Origin of the sequence: Kitasatospora sp. NPDC057692 (assembly GCF_042799475.1) — a bacterium.
GTDB lineage: Bacteria > Actinomycetota > Actinomycetes > Streptomycetales > Streptomycetaceae > Kitasatospora.
Map to the genome: position 1 here is coordinate 1 of NZ_JBHVIV010000094.1, position 16,266 is coordinate 16,266.

Sequence of the window (16,266 nt, forward strand, 5' to 3'; positions counted from 1 at the left end):
TCCGGCCGCAATCCCTGAAAGCAGGCACACCGAATAGACCCTGAGCCGGAACGCGTCGAAACAAATAACGACACGCCTCGGCCCGTAACCGGGAAGAGGTGGTGTTTCAGAGGATTGGCTACCCCGGGACCGTCCGCGCAGACGCGTGTCCGGTGCTCCCAGCCAGGCAGCTCGAAGAACACTAGACCTCTCGGGAGGCCGAGTCAAGCGCCGGTCTCCGTTCGAGGGACTCCTCCTCGGTCGGCAGCTGGAAGGCGAGGACGGCGACGTCGTCGTCGTGTTCCGAGGTGACGCCCATCGCCCGCAGCAGGCGGGCGCAGACCACGTCGGGGGCGCCGACCGCGCCGGCGAGGGTGCGGGCGAGCTGGTCGAGGCCCTGGTCGATGTCCTCGTCGCGGCGTTCGACCAGGCCGTCCGTATAGAGGACGCCGGTGGTCCCGGGCAGCAGCCGGAGGGTGTGCGAGAGGTGGACGCCTCCCCCGGTGCCCAGCGGCGGGCCGTTCTGCTCCTCGCTGCGCAGGACGGTGCCGTCGGGACAGCGCAGCAGGATCGGGAGGTGGCCGGCGGAGGCGTAGCCGAGGGTGCGCCGCTGCGGGTCCCAGACGGCGTAGGTGCAGGTGGCGATCTGGTTGGCGTCGATCTCCATGGCGAGGCCGTCGAGCAGGGTCATCACCTTGTGCGGCGGGAGGTCGAGGCGGGCGTAGGCGCGGACGGCGGTGCGGAGCTGTCCCATCACGGCGGCGGCGCGCAGGCCGCGTCCCATGACGTCGCCGATGACGAGGGCGGTGCGGCCGCCGCCGATGGCGATGACGTCGTACCAGTCGCCGCCGACGGCCGCCTCGGCTCCGCCGGGCTGGTAGGTGGCGGCCACCCGGAGGTCGGCCGGCTGGTCGAGCTTCTGCGGGAGGAGGCTGCGCTGGAGGGTGACGGCGGCCTCGCGGTGGCGGCGCTCGGACTCGCGCAGCCGGGCGGCGGCGAGGACCTGGTCGGTGACCTCGGCGGCGAAGACAAGGACGCCGGACGTGGGGTCGTCGCTCGTTGGAGTGGAAAGGACGGGCCCGCCGTCGGGGCCCGCGCGGCCCGGGTCGCGGGTGAGGGGGACGCAGGAGACGTTGTAGTAGCGGTTGCCGGTGAGGCCGAGGATGCAGCGGGCCTTGACGCTGCGGGGGCTGCCGCCGCGGATCACCTGGTCCATGAGGGGCAGGACGCCGAGGGTGCCGAGTTCGGGCAGGGCGTCGCAGGCGGGCAGGCCGGTGGGGCGCTCGCCGAAGAGTTCGCGGTAGGCGCGGTTGGCGTAGCCGAGCTGGTGGAGCGGGCCGTAGGTGACGGCGACCGGGGCCGGGATGCGGTTGAGGACCTCGCGGAGGTCCTGGGGCCGGTGGGGGTCGAGCACGCCGGTGGGGTCGAGGGCCTCGGGGGCGTCGGGCGGTCCGGCGGGGCTGGTGGGGTCGCGGGGGCCGGGCACCACGACAGCGTCCCCGGGCGGGGTGCCGCGGTCGGTGCCGGCCCCGGACCGCGGGGTGGCACGCCACGGGACTCCGGTGAGCCGGGCGCTCCAGCGCATGAGGTTCAAACGACGGCCGCTTCCTCGGGTTACAGACATATCATCACTTCTTGTGCACTCGTCAGCACACGGGGTAATGACTCGGTCGGGCCGATCCTGTCAGGCGGAGGCCCGATTCCGGAAGTCGTCCGCGCCAGGCGTGGCCCTCCGGTCGGCCACCGGGCCGTCCCGGTACTCCGAGCGGGCGGTGGCGGGCGGTCCTCCCGGACCCCTCACACGGGCCGCTCGTCGGCCGAGGCCGGCTGCTCGGGGCGGCCGATCGGGACGACCTCGCGGGCGAAGAGCCCGGCCAGCGCCCAGTCCACGAGGACCCGCACCCGCCGCTCACCGCTCGGCAGCCGCCGCAGGTGGCGGGCCCTGTGCAGCCACCAGGCGCGGCGGCCGGTGAGCCGTCCGCCCCGCTTGGTGTGGGCGACCGCCCGGCCGAGGCCCAGCGAAGTGGAACAGGCCGGCGCCCCGGGCCGGTAGCCGGCGATGGCGGGCGCGTGCGGGCCGCCCTCCAGGGCGATCAGCACGTTGGCGGCCAGCAGCTCGGCCTGGGCGAAGGCGTGCTGGGCGTTCGGCGCGCACGGCGCCCCGTCCGCGAGCGGGTCGGGCACGGCGGCGCAGTCCCCGGCGGCCCAGGCCCCCGGCAGCGCGCGGCCGTCCGGGCCGAGCACCTGGAGGGTGGGCAGGCAGCGGACCCGGCCGGCGGTGTCCAGCGGCAGGTCGGTGTCGCGCAGCAGCGGGTTCGGGCGGACCCCGGCCGTCCAGACCAGGGTGCGGGCCGCGAACCGGCTGCCGTCGGAGAGCGCCATGACCCCGCCGGCGGCCGACTCCAGGGTGGTGCGCAGGCGGACGTCGACGCTGCGGTCGCGCAGCTGGGCCAGGGTGTGGTCGGCGAGCTCGGGCGACTCCTCGGCGAGGATCCGGCCGGTGGCCTCGACCAGCACCCAGCGCAGGTCCTCAGGGGTGATGTTGTGGTGGCCGCGCACCGCGTACCGGGCCATGTCCTCGAGTTCGGCGAGCGCGCCGACGCCCGCGTAGCCGCCCCCGACGAAGACGAAGGTGAGCGCGGCCTGGCGGAGCGCCGGGTCGCGGGTGGTGGCCGCCAGGTCCAGCTGCTCCAGGACGTGGTTGCGCAGGCCGACGGCCTCGCCGACGGTGGAGAAGCCCCGGCCGTGCTCGGCCAGGCCGGGGACGGGCGCGGTGCGGGAGACCGCGCCGGGGGCGAGCACCAGGACGTCGTAGTCGAGCTCGACCGGCGCCGGCGGTTCGCCCGGGCCGGCGGCGTCGGCCCAGGCCCGGCGGGTGGCGTGCTCGATCCGGGTGATCCGGGCGGTGAGCACCTTGCAGGCGGTGAGCTCGCGGCGGAGCGGCACGACCACGTGCCGGGGGTCGATGCTGCCGGCCGCGACCTCCGCGAGCAGCGGGTGGTAGGTGAGGTAGGCCTGCGGCTCGACCACGGTGAGGTGGGCCTCGCCGCGGCGCAGCCGCTCGCGCAGGCCGCGCTGGAGGTGCAGCGCTGCGGACATGCCCGCGCAGCCGCCGCCGACGATCAGGATCCTGATGGCGCACCTCCTGTCGATGGGTCCCGGTGCCCGCCTTCGACCGGGCATGCCCCCATCACGCCCCCCAATAAAGGACCGCCGGGGCCGTCTTGTCCACCATCCGTGCTGTGGCGGACGGGGCCGGTGGGGCAGGCTGGGGACCGATGTACTGCCGGGGTGACTTTCTGACGCACTTTCGGCCGCGAACTGCGGTGAACTATGGTCGGATTGTGTGGCGGCGCGGCCACTGCCATGTCAACCGGCGGCGACGCACCGTGGAGCGGCCATTACGGCCAGTTCTAGTGTTGGCGGGAGAACCCGACTGCGGGACCGTGATCCGGGGAAGGGTAGTTCCCGGACAAGGCCCCGCACGCGGGCGCCGACACGCCGGTCCGATCGCACCGATCGGCCCGGCGGCGCCCGCCGGATCGGGGTCCGGGTGGTCTGCGCGCGGCCGCACCCACGGCCGGGCACCACCCGGGCGGCACCACCAACGGCACGAGCGATGGGTCATCGGTCATTTCTTTCAGGCGTAGCTGCACCGGGGGGTGCAGGGGCGGGCGACGGCAGGGTCCGGAATCGGATGCCTGCGGGGGAGAGTTGGGATGATGGAACAGGAGCGACTGTTGGGGCGAGCGGGTGCGACACACCCCGGCCAGGGCGTGGTGCCGGAGCAACGCGGCCCCGCCGAGGCGGCCGGGCCGCCCGGGGTGGCCGGTGCGTCCGGCGTCCCCGGGTCGACCGGGACTGCGTACGCGGCGGTCCCCTACCGGAGCGGTGAGACGGCACAGGCCGGGCCGCCACCGGGCGCGCGACTACGGGTCGACGCCCGCCGGAACCTGGAGAGCGTGCTGCGTGCGGCCCGCGAGGTGTTCGGCGAGTTCGGCTACGGCGCGCCGATGGAGGAGGTCGCGCGGCGCGCCGGGGTCGGCGTGGGCACGGTCTACCGGCGTTTCCCGAGCAAGGAGGTGCTGGTCCAGCGGATCGCGGCCGAGGAGGTCGCCTGGCTGACCGCCCAGGCGCGCGAGTCGCTGTACGGCGGCTCGGGGGCGTGGGAGGCGCTGGCCGGGTACCTGGCGCGCGCGGTGTCCACCGGGGCCGGGCGGCTGCTGCCGCCGGAGGCGTTCCGGTACGCCGAGGAGCTCGGGCGGGTGCCCGAACAGCGCTCGCCGGAACCGGCCGGGCCGGTCGGCGGGTTCGACTCCGCGCGGTACGGCCCGCTGGGCGTCGAGCCGGCGTCCGTCGGGTTCCCGGACCCCGGGGTCCCGACGTCCGAGGCCGAGGCCGCGGCGCTCGTGGCCGACGCCGACCCGCGGCTGCTGCTGCAGTTGCTCGCGGCGCTGGTGGCGCGGGCGGGTGCGGCCGGCGAGCTGCGGCCCGGGGTCACCGTCGCGGACGTGGTGCTGGTGCTGACGGCGTCGGTGCCGGTGCACGCGTGGCGCGGTGCGGTCGGCGCCGGTCCGGTGGGTGCCGCGCCGGGCGGGGCCTCCGGTCCCGGTGCGGCGGGCCCGGCGGCCGGGGACGCACCGCGGCCGGCAGGTGGTCCGCAGACGGACGGTCAACCGGCCGAAGGCCCGTCGGACCGGCTGCTGCAGATCCTGCTGGACGGCCTGCGGGCCCGCTGAACGTCACCCCGTCGGACGGCCACCGTCCTTCGTGGGCAAGGAGGTTGGTGAACCGGGCGGCGCGTGGAAGCGAGTCGCGCGCCCGGCGTGAGCGACACCCGCCGAGACACCGCGCACCGGGCGAACACATCCGCGACGGCCCCACGGAAGAGTGGGTCGCGGCCGGTCCGGCTACCGCCCACCACTGCGCTATGCCATCCTTTGCCCGTGGTTGGAGCCAATGTCCCGATGCGCGCCGTTCGCGCGCCCTCGGCGCCGCGCAGCGGGGACCCGTGCGCCCACGCACTCCTGCGCGCCCTGCCACACTACGGGGGCTGTCGTGGAATCTGGGGTCCGTTGTGAGCGCCGAGGAACAGAACGACTACGGCTACGGCCTCGACTTCGGGCGGTCCGCGGGGACCGGGCCCGACTGGCGGCCCGACGGTCCGGGAGCCGACGCCGGGGCGGCCGGCGGTGGATCGGCGGCCGCGGCCCAGGTGTCCGGCCCGGCGCAGGTGTCCGGTCCGGCGCAGTCGGGGAGGTCAGGACGTCCGGCCGGGCAGGTGCCCGACCAGGCCGGGATGCCCAGCCGTGAGACGCTCTCCGCCTCCGACGCCGCCCTCCCCCAGGGCCGCGTCCCGGGGCAGGCCCCCGCCGGACACGGCAGCGTCACCCCGGAGGCCTTCGTCCGCGGCGGCGCCCCGGTGCGCCCCACCGTGCCGGCGCCCGCCGATCCGATCGACGGCGAACGCCCGCCCTCCGACGCCGAGTTGACCGCGCTGGTACGGGCCGGGGACGACGCCGCGTACGAGGAGATCTACCGTCGGCACGTCGAGTCGGTGCGCCGCTACGCCCGGACCTGCTGCCGCGACAGCTTCACCGCCGAGGACCTGGCCGGCGAGGTGTTCGCCCGCACCCTGCAGGCGCTGAGGGCCGGCAAGGGTCCGGAATTCGCCGTCCGCGCGTATCTGCTGACCGCCGTGCGGAACGTCGCCGCGGCCTGGACGCGCAGTGAGCGGCGCGAGCAACTCGTCGACGACTTCAGCGTGTTCGCGCAGACCTCGGCCGCCGTCGTCGACCTCGACCTGGCCGACCCCGGCGCCGACGCCTGGGCGATGGCGATGGCCGACCAGCGCATGGTGATGCAGGCCTACGCCGAACTCCCCGAGGACGACCGGATGGTGCTCTGGCACACCGAGGTCGAGCGGGAGTCGCCCAAGACCGTCGCGGTGATGCTCGGCAAGACCGCCAACGCGACCGCCGTCCAGGCCCACCGGGCCCGTGACCGGCTCGCCGCGGGGTTCCTGCAGGCCCATGTCTCGGGCAGCCAGGAGCGGGACTGCCAGGCGTACGCCAACCGGCTCGGCGCGTACGCGCGCGGCTCGCTGCGCAAGCGCGCCTCGGCGGAGGTCGGGCGGCACCTCAAGGAGTGCGACCGGTGCACGGCCGCGTGCCTGGAGCTGTCCGAGATCAACCACGGGCTGCGCGCGCTGCTGCCCGGCGGGGTGCTGGTCTGGATCGGCGTGGGCGGCACGGGTGCCGCCGCGGCCGCCGTGGGCGGGGCGGCGGTGGTCGGCGGCGCGGCCGCCGGGACCGCGGCCGCCACGGCGGGCGGTACGGCGGGCGGTACGGCGGGTGGTGCGGCCGGTGGCGCGACGGCGGGTGGTGCCGCCGCGGGTGCGGCGGGGACCGCCGGAGGAACTGCGGGCGGGACCGCGGGTGCGGCCGGGACCGCGGGTGGAGCCGCCGGCGGGAGTGGTGGTGCGGGTGCGGGTGCCGCCGGGGAGGGCCTGGGCACCGCCGCCAAGGCCGGCATCGCCGCCGCCATCGCGGTGGCGGCCGCCGCCGTGGCTGCGTACGCGCTCACCGGCTCGCCCGAGCCGAAACCCCCGGTGGCCGCGCCCCCCGCGGCCGCCCCGGTCACGCCCGCGCCCCCGGCCCCCGCGGCCGAACCCGCCGCCCGGGAACCGGCACCGCAGCCCGCCCCGGCGAGCGCCGAACCGGCCCCGGTGGAGGAGCCCGCCCCCGCGCCGTCCGCGTCGGCGGCGCCCGGTACGACGCCCAAGCCCGCGCCGCCGGCCGCGCCCGGCACTCCGCCGGCCACCACGGCGGCCACCCCCGCTCCCCCGGCCCCGAAGTCCGGGCCGAGCCCGTCGCCGTCGGCGACCTGGCCGCAGGCCCCGGCGCCGGTGACGCCGCGGCCGAGCCTGCCGGCGATCCCGACGCCCGAACTGCCGGTGATCCCGACGCCCGAGGTCCCGGTGATCCCCACGCCCACCGTCACGCCCACTGTGCCGACGGTGGTCCCCACACCTCCGGAGCCCAGCGACTTCTGGGCCGACGGCCTGCCGGTGTTCAAGCCGGGCGGCAACCGGGTGCCCCCGCCGCAGCCGAGCATCCGGCAGAAGGGGAGCGACTGGTTCTGGCAGCGGGACGCCGTGTCCGTGGGCGGCGCCGAGCACCCGCACGGCATCTCCGTGCACGCTCCGGCGACCACGCTGATCGACCTCAACCGCACCTGCACGTCGTTCGACGCGGTGGCCGGGATGGACGACCTGAGCGTGACGCTCGGGGGCGTGGTCTTCTCGGTCCAGGGCGGCGACGGGCAGACGCTGTGGAGTTCGCGCACGGTGCGGGCGGGCGACCCGGCGGTGCCGGTGCACGTGCCGTTGGACGGGCAGAAGTCGATCCGGCTGGTGGTGACGCCGGTGAACGGCCTCTGGTCGGCGCTGAACATGGCCGACTGGGCCGAGGCCCGCTTCAGGTGCGTCTGAAGCGGGCCTCGGGGGCGGGTCTCGGGGGCGGGTTGGCAGCCGGGGCGCGGCCGGTCCGCCGGTCGGCTCAGACGGCGCAGGAGCCGTCCGCGCAGGCCTCGCCGGCCGGGGCGACCTGCACCGGCGCCGGCCGGCGCTCGCCGATCTCGGTGGCGACCTGCTCCAGGACCCGGCTGAAGGTCTCGGCCTCCTGGCCGCCCTGGACGGCCCACTTGCCCTCGAAGACGAAGGTCGGCACGGCGGTGATGCCCAGCTCGCGGGCCTCGTCCAGCTGCGCGCGGACCTCGGCGGCGCCCTCGTCGCCGGCGAGGTAGGCGGTCACCCGGTCGCGCTCCAGGCCCGCCCCGACGGCGACCTCGGTGAGCGCGGTGCGGTCGCCGACGTCCACGCCGTCGGTGAAGTGCGCCTTGAGCAGGGCCTCCTTGAGGCGGCCCTGGACGGCCGCGCCGAACTCGGTCTCGGCGAGGTGCAGCAGGCGGTGGCCGAGGAAGGTGTTGGCGTGCAGGGCCGCGTCGAAGTCGTAGGTGATGCCCTCGGTGAGGCCCAGTTCGGCCACCCGGGCGTCCATCGCGACGGACTGCGGGCCGTAGCGCTCGGCCAGCCACGCGCGGTGCGGGCTGGCGGTGGCCGGCGCGTCGGGCACCAGCTGGTACGGCCGGTAGACCACCTCGACGTTCTCCTTGCCCGCGAAGCCGTCGAGCGCCTGCTCGAAGCGACGCTTGCCGATGTAGCACCAGGGGCAGGCGATGTCGGAGTAGATCTCGACCTTCATGACGGGGGCTCCAGGGAGGTGGGGAGGGGCTGGGCTGGTGGTCCAAGACCGGTGGTCCAGAGTTGGTGAACGATGAACCATCTCGGGGCATTCCCGGCACGCCCGCTCCCCGGACGCTCAGCCCTCGGGCGGGGCGGGGACGACCAGGACGGGGCAGGCCGCGTGGTGGGCGACGGCGCTGCTGACCGAGCCCAGGAGGAGGCGGGTGAAGCCGCCGTTGCCCCGGGTGCCGAGCACCAGGGTGTGCTGGCGGGCCGCGGCGGCCAGCAGGACCTCGATCACATTGCCGAGCACCACGTGCAGCGACATCTCGGCCGTGCAGGGGTGGGGGCGGGCCTGCTGGACTGCGGCCACCGAGCGGCGCAGACCGTCGGCCATGGATTCGACCAGGGTCTCCACGCTCTCCTGCACCAGTTCGGCCATCCCGGGCGGGTAGCCGGCGGGCGCGGGGTTGACGACGGCGAGCACGTACAGGGGCAGGCCGTGCGCCTCGGCCTCGGTCATCGCCCGTTCCAGCGCCCAGAGCGAACCGTCCGACCCGTCGCACGCCGCGAGCACGCCCGGCGGCCGCCCCGTCGGCGGCCGCCCGAGCACCGAGAGCACGACGGGGACGGACGGGTCCGGGCTGGCACTGGTCACCATGACCTCCGTAGGTGCGGGGCGGAAAGGGCGAACGGGGGATGGACGCCTCGCCATGATCGCCGCCCTACCCCGCCCCGTCCCCCGAGCCGCGCCGAACACGCCCACGAGGCACGGCGCGACACGGCGCGGTACGGCGCGGTACGGCCTCGGCGCAGGAAGTCGGCCTGGCCGACTTTCCACTCCAGCGGCGCGGGGCAGCAGGGCAGGGCAGGGTGAATCAGTAGACCGGTCTGCATATTTATGGCGCGCACAAGCTTCTCCGCGGCGCAGGAAGTCGGGCCGGCCGACTTTCCACTCCAGCGAGGCGGAACGAGGCAATGGAAATCGGTAGACCGGTCTGCATAATCGCCGGCGGGAAGGGTGCCGGGCGCAGAAAGTCGGACCCGCCGACTTCCCACTCCGGCAAGGCGAAATGAGGCCGCAGAAGTCGGTAGACCGGTCTGCATAATCGCTGGCGGGAAGGGTGCCGGGCACAGAACGTCGGACCCGCCGACTTTCCACTCCGGTGAGGCAGGAAAGGGCCGCGGGAGCAGGAATCAGTAGACCGGTCTGCATATTCGTGCGCCGTGGACGAGCTGGCGAGGAGGGAGACGGGGCGGGGCGGGGTCAGGGGAAGCGGGTGGGGGTGAGGGCGGGGCGGGTGGGGTGGGGGAGGCCGGTCCAGCAGGCGCCGTGACGGCGGGCGCGGATGCGGCGGAGCCAGAGTTCGGTGGCGACCAGGTCGGCGAGGCCGGCCAGGGTGGCGGGCGGGAGGGGGGCGGCCGGGTCGGTGGCGCGGGTGAGGGCGGTGCGGACGGCGGGCAGGTCGATGAGGCCGGCCTCCGCGAGCAGAGGGGCGTCGAAGAGCTCGGCCAGCCCGTCGGCCGCGAGCCGCAGGCCCGCCCGGGCGTGGGCGGTGCGGTCGGGGCGGGGCCCGTGCCCCCAGTCGGGCGGCAGGTCGGTGCGCCCGGTACCGGCGGCCAGGACGGACCGCAGCAGCGCGTGCCGGGCCCCCGGCTGGAGCCGGACGTCGTCCGGGAGCAGCCGGGCGGCGCGCACCACCTGGTTGTCGAGGAAGGGCGCGTGCAGGCGCTGGCCGGGCTGTTCGGTGGCGTGCACCAGCGTGCGGAACCCGCGCGCGTGCCGGTGGAGGGCGTGCCGGGCCCGGTGCGCGCCCGGGTGTTCGCCGGGCGCCGGCTCGCGCGCCGCCAGGCGGAGCCGCAGCGCGACGGCGGAGAGCGCCTCGTCGGACAGCCAGCGCGCGGCCGGCCCCGGGACCACCCAGGCGAGGTCGTCCGCCGAGCGGGTGCCCGCCGTGCCGCCGCCGTCGGAGGTGCGGCGGAGGGTCAGTTTCACGGCCGTGTCGTCGAGCGCGTCCGCCCACCGGCTCCGGGCCAGCCGGTGGGCGGCGCGCACCACGGTGAGCGGGGTCCGCAGCGCGCCCGCCAGGACCCCGGCGGCCGCCCGGTCGGCACCGGCCAGCGCGGCCACCGGGGAGAGGAGTTCGCGGGCCCGGCCGGCCCGGACCAGGTCGGCCAGCCGGGCCGGGTGCCCGTCCAGGACGTGCCGGGCGCCGTAGCCGGTGAGGTGGTCGGTGCCGCCCGCCTCGAAGCGGGCACCGGCCCAGGCCGCGGCGACGAGTTCCGGCCCCGGCTCGTCGGTGAGCCGCCCGGCGGTCGGGTCGGTGCGCAGGTCCGCGTACGGGAGGGTGTCCGGGCCGGCGGCGAGCACGGTGTGGCGCAGCCGCGGGACGTCCGCGGCCGGGACCGGGACCGGAACCGGAACGGGCGCACCCGCGGCGGCCGTCTCACCGGAGGTGACGGCGGCGACCGGTTCGGGGGCAGTCCTCGCCCGGCCGGCGGTACGGGCCCAGGAGCCCTTCACCGCCCCGGTGCGCACGGCTCCGGTGCGCCCGGCCGCGGTCGGTTCGACGGCCGGGCCCGCGACCGGCTCGGACTCGCCGGGCGGCGGCCCCGGCTGGCGCGGCACCGCCGCCCCGCCGGCCGCGAGCGGCACGGCGGCGGCGAGCAGCGCGACGGTGGCGGACGCCGTCCCGTACGAGAGGTCGACGCCGAGCCGCGCCCGCCCCGGCGCCCCGGCCGGGCTGGTGCGGACCCGGAAGCGCACCGATTCCAGCAGCGCCCGGGTGAGTTCGCCGACCGCCGCCGCCTCGCCGCGCCCGCGCGCCCCGCCCGAGGACGGCTCGTCGTACCCGGAGAGGTACGGCCGCCCGTCGCGCAGGCCGAGCGCGTGCCCGGGCGGCACCCGCTGCACGCCGAGGTAGGGCGTGCCGGTGCCGAGCGCCTCCGGCGCCTCGGGGCAGGCGAGCCGGGCCGCGAGGTGGCCGGTGTCGAGTGGCGCGCCGACCAGGTCGGCGAGCGGCAGGGCCGCCGTGGCGTACGCGGTGCCGCCGCCCCAGGGGGTGTGGAAGACCGGCCGGGCGCCGGCCAGGTCGGTGAGCAGCACGGTGGAGCGGGTGCCGCTGCGCAGCACCGCGGTGTATCCGCCGGGCCAGGCGGTGAGGTGCCGGACGGCCCCGCCGCGGGCGGCGGCCAGGCCGGCGGCGAGTTCGGCGTCGGTGGCGCCGCAGTGGCCGAGGACGGCGAGCCGCAGGACGGCCGGTCCGGCCTCGACCGGGTCCGGGGCGGCGGGGCCGGTGGTGACGACGGCGGGGGCGCCGGGCCGGAGGGTCACCAGGCGGATCTCCTCGGGCCGCCAGTCGCCGACCGCCCAGAGCGGGTCGGGGCCGCTCCACAGGGGGCGCGCGGCGATCGGGGCGATCGCGCCGGGCGGCTCGTGCGCCGGCGCGCCCGGTCGGGGAGCGCCCGTGCACCAGCCCGTCAGCCACCGCATCGCGCCTCCACCGTACGAGGACCTGCACCGTGCGGCGCGCCCGTCAGCGGGCGGTCCCCCTGGTCGGCCCGTGGCGCGCCGTCAGAAGACATGGTGCCACCGGTTGCCCGCCCGCCGACCGGAGTTGTCGTTTCCGGTACGCGCCCGGGCGGGCGGGTGCGCGCGACGGCACGCGGCGTTCGAACACCCGGACGATCCCCGGGCGGCACTCGGACGCCCGTCCCCGCCGGGGCGGGCCGGGCCTCCCCCTCCATGGCCCGGACCGCCCTTCACGGCGCCCTGTCATGGCCATCGCGAAATGGCTGAAAGGCGTCGCTCTGCCCGGGAGGGCATCCGCATGCCCTCCCGGACGTCGCCACCGCCCGCGGGGATGAAGGCGGCGGCATCCCCCGGCCCGCCGGGTCCTCGACGGCGGGCCGACCCACGACCACCAGCGAATCGCCGACCAGCCGGTCGGGCCAGGGGGCACGGCCGGGCGCACATCGACACGGGACCGGAGCACAACGCTCCGGCGCTCCGCCCGGACACCCCCGGACGGCCGGATCCGGGCGGTCCGGACCAATCCCCCGGACCGCCCGCCGCCCGGGCCCGGGCGCGCGATCCCGCCATCCGGAATGCGGCCTCTTAACCGTCGGAACGCGTCCGACTACTCTAGGTACAGCAGCTACGGCCCGGTGCCGCCCGGGCCCCGCGCACAAGGCCGCAGGAGGTGCCGCCGCCACCATGACCGTCAGCCCACGAGGACCGAACGAACGGCTCGGCACGCTCCTGACCCTCGCCCAGATCAGCAACGCGGGGCTGGCCCGGCGCGTCAACGACCTCGGCGCGCAGCGCGGGTTGACGCTCCGCTACGACAAGACCTCGGTGGCCCGCTGGGTGAGCAAGGGCATGGTGCCGCAGGGCCCCGTCCCGCACCTGATCGCCACCGCGATCGGCGGCAAGCTCGGCCGTCCGGTGCCGCTGGAGGAGATCGGCCTCGGCGACACCGACCCGGCGCCCGAACTCGGCCTCGCCTTCCCGCGCGAGGTCCCCGACGCCGTCCGCTCCGCCACCGACCTCTGGCGGGTCGACCTCGACCTGCGGCGCGGCCCCGGCGGCGGGCGCTGGAGCGACAGCCTGGCCGGAACCTTCTCGGTCGCCGCGTACGCGACCCCGGTCTCCCGCTGGCTGATCACCCCCGCCGACGGCTCGGTGGCCCGCGAGGTGCCGCGCTCCCCCGCCGAGGCCGGCTCGTACCGGGTCGGCCACTCGGACGCCGCCAAGCTCCGCGAGGCCGCCCAGGAGGCCCGCCGCTGGGACTCCAAGTACGGGGGCGGGGACTGGCGTTCCTCGATGGTGCCGGAGTGCCTGCGGGTCGAGGCGGCGCCGCTGCTGCTCGCCTCCTACAGCGACACGGTGGGCCGGGCGCTGTTCGGCGCGACGGCCGAACTCACCCGGCTGGCCGGGTGGATGGCCTTCGACACCGGCCAGCACGAGGCCGCCCAGCGCTACTACATCCAGGCCCTGCGGCTCGCCCGGGCCGCCGCGGACGTGCCGCTCGGCGGTTACGTGCTGGCCTCGATGAGCCTGCAGGCCGGCTACCGGGGCTTCGCCGAGGAGGCCGTGGACCTCGCCCAGGCCGCCCTTGAGCGCAACCGGGGCCTGGCCACCGCCCGGACGATGAGCTTCTTCCACCTGGTCGAGGCCCGCGCCCAGGCCAAGGCCCGGAACGCGGCGGCGTGCGCGACCGCGCTCGGCGCTGCGGAGAGCGCGCTGGAGCGGGCGCGCGCCGGGGATCCCGATCCGGCGTGGATCGACTTCTACGCCTACGACCGGCTCGCGGCCGACGCCGCCGAGTGCTTCCGCGACCTCGGCGTGCCCTCCAAGGTCCGCCAGTTCACCCGTGAGGCGCTGGCCCGGCCCACCGAGGGGTTCGTCCGTTCGCACGGCCTGCGGCTGGTGGTCTCCGCGATGGCCGAGGCCGAGGCGGGAAACCTGGACGCGGCGGTGGCGGCCGGCGAGCGCGCCGTCGACGTGGCCGGGCGGATCTCCTCCCAGCGCAGCCGCGAGTACGTGGTGGAGATGCTCCGCCGACTGGAGCCGTTCCAGGGCGAGCGCCGCGTCCGCGAGCTGACCGAACGGGCCCGCGCGGTGATCGTCGCCCCGGCCTGACCGTAAGCCCGGGCCCGCGTCGCTCCCCGCGGCACTCCCCGCGACGGCCTCCTCGCCCGGCCCCCTCGACCGGCCCCCGCCGGCGTGGCAGCATCGCGGGCGGACGGGGGACGGTCGGACGAGGCGAGGCGAGGAGCGAGCCGTGCGGTACGACGTCGACGTGCTGGTGGTGGGGGGCGGGATCGTCGGGCTGGCCACGGCGTACGCGCTGACCGTGGCCCGGCCCGGGCTGCGGCTCACCGTGCTGGAGAAGGAGCCCGGCCTGGCCGCCCACCAGACCGGCCGCAACAGCGGGGTCATCCACAGCGGGGTCTACTACCGGCCGGGCTCGCTCAAGGCCCGCTACGCGGTGGCCGGGGCCGCCGAGATGGTGGAGTTCTGCCGCGCCCACGCCATCCCCCACGAGGTCACCGGGAAGCTCATCGTCGCCACCGGGCCCGCCGAACTGGACCGGCTGCACGCCCTCGCCGAGCGAGGCCGGGCCAACGGCATCCCGGTCACCGAACTGGACCGCGCGGGCATCGCCGGGTACGAACCGCAGGTCACCGGCATCGCCGGGCTGCACATCGGGACCACCGGCATCTGCGACTTCCCCGCCGTGGCCGCCGCCTACGCGCGGCTGGCCCGCGAGGCCGGGGCGGAGGTCCGCACCGGGGCCGAACTACGGGCGGTGGCCCGGCGGTCCGACGGCGTCACCGTGCAGACCTCGGCGGGCGAGCTGCGCTGCCGGGTGCTGGTGAACTGCGCGGGCCTGCACAGCGACCGGATCGCCCGGCTGGCCGGCGACGACCCCGGGGTGCGGATCGTGCCGTTCCGCGGCGAGTACTACGAACTCGTCAAGGAGCGGCGGGAGTTGGTCCGGGGCCTGGTCTACCCGGTGCCCGACCCGGCGTTCCCCTTCCTGGGCGTCCACCTGACCCGGGGCGTGCACGGGGACGTGCACGTCGGCCCGAACGCGGTGCCGGCGCTGGCCCGCGAGGGCTACGACTGGCGCACCGTGCGGCCGCGCGACCTGGCCGGCACGGTCGCCTTCCCCGGCACCTGGCGGATAGCCCGCCGGCACTGGCGGTACGAGGCGGGCGAACTGCACCGCTCGCTGTCCAAGCGGGCGTTCACCGCGGCCGTCCAGCGGCTGCTGCCCGCGGTCACGGCGGCCGACCTGGTCCGGGCCGGGGCGGGCGTGCGCGCCCAGGCGGTGGCCCGGGACGGCTCGCTGCTGGACGACTTCGCCTTCGCCGGGTTCGACCCGGACGACCCGCGATCCACCCGCCGCCTGGTGCACGTGCTCAACGCGCCTTCCCCGGCGGCGACGGCCTCGCTGCCGATCGGCCGGGAGGTGGCCCGCCGGACGCTCGCCGCGCTGGCGGCGGGCGGCTGAGGAAGCGGCCCGGGCCGGGGACGTGGGGACCGTCACAGGCCCTGCGGCCCGCGCCCGAGGGCCCCGTAGACTCGGGGGATTGTGACTGCCACCGCCCCGATCCCCCAGCCCTCGCCCTCCGCCCGGCTCTCCGCGGCGCCCGCCGCGTACCCCGCGCCGATGTACCCGCACAAGGCCACCGAGGCCCAGCACAGCGAGCGGCGCATCCGCAGCTTCCAGCCGCGCCGGGGCCGGATGACCAACGCCCAGGCGGGCGCCCTGGACCGGGGCTGGGAGCAGTACGGCATCGCGATCGACGGCACCCCGCTCGACCTGCCCGCGCTGTTCGACGGCCTGCCGGTCACCCTGGAGATCGGCTTCGGCATGGGCGAGACCACCGCCGCGATGGCCGCCGCCGACCCGGCCACGGGCATCCTGGCCGCCGACGTCCACACCCCCGGCCACGGCAACCTGCTGGGCCTGCTGGAGCGCGACGGCAGCACCAACGTCCGCCCGGCCGCCGGCGACGCCGTGATCCTGCTGCGCGACATGCTGCCCGACGCCTCGCTGGCCGGCCTGCGGGTCTACTTCGCCGACCCGTGGCCCAAGCCCAAGCACCACAAGCGCCGGCTGGTCCAGCCCTCGTTCCTGGAACTGGTCCTCCCCCGACTGGCGCCCGGCGCGCTGGTGCACTGCGCCACCGACTGGGAGCCGTACGCCGAGCAGATGCTCGCCGTGCTGTCGGCCTCGCCGGAGCTGGAGAACCTGCACCCCGAGGGCGACGGCACCGGCTGGCTGGAGCCGGCGGACCACCCGGACGGCTCCGTCCCCGGCTACGCGCCGCGGCCCGACTGGCGCCCGCTCACCAAGTTCGAACGGGCCGGCCTCGCCAAGGGCCACGTGGTGCACGACCTGCTGTTCCGCCGCCGCTGAGCCCCCGCCGGGTGTTCGACCCGGCGGGCCCCGCGGGCCCCTGCGGCCACCGCCCTGCGGGGCCCCGGCGGGGCGTCCGCCCCGACTCCCCCCGGCCGCCGGGCGCGG

General features: G+C 76.8%; 9 protein-coding genes and 1 pseudogene. 5 read left to right on the forward strand and 5 right to left on the reverse strand.

The features are described 5' to 3' along the window. Window positions 1-202: 202 nt before the first annotated feature. Window positions 203-1,573 (reverse strand): annotated as a pseudogene (locus ACFVFS_RS34710) (PP2C family protein-serine/threonine phosphatase); the annotation flags it as partial. Between the two features lie 203 nt (window positions 1,574-1,776). After that, on the reverse strand, window positions 1,777-3,162 hold the full coding sequence (locus ACFVFS_RS34715) for an NAD(P)/FAD-dependent oxidoreductase (protein ID WP_380628865.1): 1,386 nt from the start codon (window positions 3,160-3,162) through the stop codon (window positions 1,777-1,779). A 539-nt stretch (window positions 3,163-3,701) separates the two neighbouring features. Between ACFVFS_RS34715 and ACFVFS_RS34720 the strand changes: the two genes are divergently transcribed. Next, window positions 3,702-4,718 (forward strand): TetR/AcrR family transcriptional regulator, encoded by a 1,017-nt coding sequence (locus ACFVFS_RS34720; protein ID WP_380628866.1) that lies wholly within the window; start codon window positions 3,702-3,704, stop codon window positions 4,716-4,718. A 338-nt stretch (window positions 4,719-5,056) separates the two neighbouring features. Then, on the forward strand, window positions 5,057-7,471 hold the full coding sequence (locus ACFVFS_RS34725; protein WP_380628867.1) for a sigma-70 family RNA polymerase sigma factor: 2,415 nt from the start codon (window positions 5,057-5,059) through the stop codon (window positions 7,469-7,471). A gap of 67 nt (window positions 7,472-7,538) precedes the next feature. Here the strand turns inward: ACFVFS_RS34725 and ACFVFS_RS34730 are convergent, their stop codons facing one another. The 3 genes from ACFVFS_RS34730 to ACFVFS_RS34740 form a co-directional block, all read right to left on the reverse strand. Continuing rightward, complete coding sequence (locus ACFVFS_RS34730; protein WP_380628868.1) at window positions 7,539-8,243, reverse strand: DsbA family oxidoreductase; 705 nt, start codon at window positions 8,241-8,243, stop codon at window positions 7,539-7,541. Between the two features lie 117 nt (window positions 8,244-8,360). Then, entirely contained in the window at window positions 8,361-8,882 is a 522-nt protein-coding gene (locus ACFVFS_RS34735; protein WP_380628869.1) for a universal stress protein, read from the reverse strand. Between the two features lie 609 nt (window positions 8,883-9,491). Continuing rightward, a complete protein-coding gene (locus ACFVFS_RS34740; RefSeq protein WP_380628870.1) occupies window positions 9,492-11,717 on the reverse strand; it encodes an asparagine synthase-related protein in 2,226 nt (741 codons plus the stop codon). 723 nt (window positions 11,718-12,440) lie between these two features. Between ACFVFS_RS34740 and ACFVFS_RS34745 the strand changes: the two genes are divergently transcribed. The 3 genes from ACFVFS_RS34745 (at window position 12,441) to trmB (ending at window position 16,158) form a co-directional block, all read left to right on the forward strand. Next, entirely contained in the window at window positions 12,441-13,868 is a 1,428-nt protein-coding gene (locus tag ACFVFS_RS34745) for an MFS transporter (protein WP_380628871.1), read from the forward strand. 142 nt (window positions 13,869-14,010) lie between these two features. Then, a complete protein-coding gene (gene lhgO / locus ACFVFS_RS34750; protein ID WP_380628872.1) occupies window positions 14,011-15,246 on the forward strand; it encodes an L-2-hydroxyglutarate oxidase in 1,236 nt (411 codons plus the stop codon). Between the two features lie 81 nt (window positions 15,247-15,327). Continuing rightward, a complete protein-coding gene (gene trmB, locus ACFVFS_RS34755) occupies window positions 15,328-16,158 on the forward strand; it encodes a tRNA (guanosine(46)-N7)-methyltransferase TrmB (protein ID WP_380628873.1) in 831 nt (276 codons plus the stop codon). Window positions 16,159-16,266 lie beyond the last annotated feature (108 nt).

Excerpts from the sequence above, each read along its gene's own strand:
- ACFVFS_RS34715 (WP_380628865.1), bottom strand. The coding sequence starts at position 3,162 with ATGCCCGGTCGAAGGCGGGCACCGGGACCCATCGACAGGAGGTGCGCC.
- ACFVFS_RS34720 (WP_380628866.1), top strand. The coding sequence starts at position 3,702 with ATGGAACAGGAGCGACTGTTGGGGCGAGCGGGTGCGACACACCCCGGC.
- ACFVFS_RS34730 (WP_380628868.1), bottom strand. The coding sequence starts at position 8,243 with ATGAAGGTCGAGATCTACTCCGACATCGCCTGCCCCTGGTGCTACATC.
- ACFVFS_RS34740 (WP_380628870.1), bottom strand. The coding sequence starts at position 11,717 with ATGCGGTGGCTGACGGGCTGGTGCACGGGCGCTCCCCGACCGGGCGCG.
- ACFVFS_RS34745 (WP_380628871.1), top strand. The coding sequence starts at position 12,441 with ATGACCGTCAGCCCACGAGGACCGAACGAACGGCTCGGCACGCTCCTG.